This is a genomic window from Corynebacterium sp. HMSC072A04, from assembly GCF_001809235.1.
In the GTDB taxonomy this organism is placed as follows: domain Bacteria; phylum Actinomycetota; class Actinomycetes; order Mycobacteriales; family Mycobacteriaceae; genus Corynebacterium; species Corynebacterium hiratae.
Map to the genome: position 1 here is coordinate 1 of NZ_KV796718.1, position 2,726 is coordinate 2,726.

The following is a 2,726-nucleotide window of genomic DNA, read 5'->3' on the forward strand; positions in this document are numbered from 1 at the left end:
TGCTTGTGTGTTGTTGTTAGGTGAAGTGGTGTGGAAACGCCTACCGTAGAGGGTGATAGTCCCGTAGTTGAAGGCTTCGATGCATTAGTTGTTGGGTTGCCCGAGTAGCAGCGGGCTCGTGGAATCTGCTGTGAATCTGCCGGGACCACCCGGTAAGCCTAAATACTCAGTGTGACCGATAGTGTATGAGTACCGTGAGGGAATGGTGAAAAGTACCCCGGGAGGGGAGTGAAATAGTTCCTGAAACCATGTGCTTACAATCCGTCAGAGCACTTTTTATTGTGTGATGGCGTGCCTTTTGAAGAATGAGCCTGCGAGTCAGCGGCATGTCGCGAGGTTAACCCGTGTGGGGTAGCCGTAGGGAAACCGAATCCTAATGGGGTGTTGTTAGTGGCATGTCCTGGACCCGAAGCGGGGTGATCTACCCATGGCCAGTGTGAAGCAGTAGTAAGATGCTGTGGAGGCGCGAACCCACGTAGGTTGAAAACTGCGGGGATGAGTTGTGGGTAGGGGTGAAAGGCCAATCAAACTCCGTGATAGCTGGTTCTCCCCGAAATGCATTTAGGTGCAGCGTCGCATTAGCTTGGTGGAGGTAGAGCTACTGGTTGGTTGAGCGGGACTACAATCTTAGCAATGTCAGCCAAACTCCGAATGCCATCAATTGTGTTGTGCGGCAGTGAGACTGTGGGGGATAAGCTTCATAGTCGAGAGGGAAACAGCCCAGATCGCCGGTTAAGGCCCCTAAGGGTGTGCTAAGTGGAAAAGGATGTGGGATCGCGAAGACAGCCAGGAGGTTGGCTTAGAAGCAGCCATCCTTGAAAGAGTGCGTAATAGCTCACTGGTCGAGTGGTCCTGCGCCGACAATGTAGTGGGGCTCAAGCACACCGCCGAAGCCGCGGCAAACTTTTTGTTTGGGTAGGGGAGCGTCGTGCATGTGTTGAAGCGTTACCGTAAGGAGGCGTGGAGTGTGTGCGAGTGAGAATGCAGGCATGAGTAACGAATTGGAAGGTGAGAATCCTTCCCGCCGGATGACTAAGGGTTCCTGGGTCAAGTTCGTCTTCCCAGGGTGAGTCGGGACCTAAGGCGAGGCCGACAGGCGTAGTCGATGGACAACCAGTTGATATTCTGGTACCCGTATATCCGCGCCCATGATAAAGCACTGATACTAACCACCGCGGATACGACTTATGTGTTCTTTGAACATGTTGGTTGTTGATGTCGTGGGGCCTGATGTGTGGTTCAAGTGATGGGGTGACACAGTGTAGTAGCCATGCCGCTTAGTGGATTGTTGGTGTAAGCGTGTGAGGTGGTGTGTAGGCAAATCCGCACACCGTGTAAGCCTGAGGCGTGATGCGTAGCCCAATTGGGGTGAAGTTGGTGATCTAGTACTGTCGAGAAAAGCCTCTAGCGATGTGGATGTATGGCCCGTACCCTAAACCGACACAGGTGGTCAGGTTGAAAATACTAAGGCGTTCGGGTGAACTGTGGTTAAGGAACTCGGCAAAATGCCCCCGTAACTTCGGGAGAAGGGGGACCACACGACTTAAACCAGCCTTTGCGTTGGTGGTGGGTTGTGGGGTCGCAGAGAATAGAGGGAAGCGACTGTTTATCAAAAACACAGGTCCATGCGAAGACGTTAAGTTGATGTATATGGACTGACGCCTGCCCGGTGCTGGAAGGTTAAGAGGACCGGTTAGTCACCTTTGGTGGCGAAGCTGAGAATTTAAGCCCCAGTAAACGGCGGTGGTAACTATAACCATCCTAAGGTAGCGAAATTCCTTGTCGGGTAAGTTCCGACCTGCACGAATGGCGTAACGACTTCTCTGCTGTCTCAACCACAGGCCCGGTGAAATTGCACTACGAGTAAAGATGCTCGTTACGCGCGGCAGGACGAAAAGACCCCGGGACCTTCACTATAGCTTGGTATTGGTGTTCGGTTCGGTTTGTGTAGGATAGGTGGGAGACTGTGAAACGTGCACGCCAGTGTGTGTGGAGTCGTTGTTGAAATACCACTCTGATCGGATTGGATGTCTAACCTTGGCCCATGATCTGGGTTGGGGACAGTGCCTGGTGGGTAGTTTAACTGGGGCGGTTGCCTCCCAAAATGTAACGGAGGCGCCCAAAGGTTCCCTCAGCCTGGTTGGCAATCAGGTGGTGAGTGTAAGTGCACAAGGGAGCTTGACTGTGAGACAGACATGTCGAACAGGGACGAAAGTCGGGACTAGTGATCCGGCACCTACTTGTGGATGTGGTGTCGCTCAACGGATAAAAGGTACCCCGGGGATAACAGGCTGATCTTCCCCAAGAGTCCATATCGACGGGATGGTTTGGCACCTCGATGTCGGCTCGTCGCATCCTGGGGCTGGAGTAGGTCCCAAGGGTTGGGCTGTTCGCCCATTAAAGCGGCACGCGAGCTGGGTTCAGAACGTCGTGAGACAGTTCGGTCTCTATCCGCCGCGCGCGTTGAAACTTGAAGAAGGCTGTCCCTAGTACGAGAGGACCGGGACGGACGTACCTCTAGTGTGCCAGTTGTTCCGCCAGGAGCATGGCTGGTTGGCTACGTACGGAAGGGATAACCGCTGAAAGCATCTAAGCGGGAAGCCTGTTTTAAGATGAGGTTTCGTATTTGAGGTCCCCCAAAGACGATGGGGTTGATAGGCCAGACCTGGAAGCACTGTAAAGTGTGGAGGCTACTGGTACTAATAGACCAAAACAAACACACACAC

At 53.2% G+C, this 2,726-nt stretch carries 1 rRNA gene; it reads left to right on the top strand.

Annotated features, from left to right (window positions below):
* Nucleotides 1-2,724, top strand: a 23S ribosomal RNA gene (locus HMPREF2565_RS00005); the annotation flags it as partial.
* Nucleotides 2,725-2,726 lie beyond the last annotated feature (2 nt).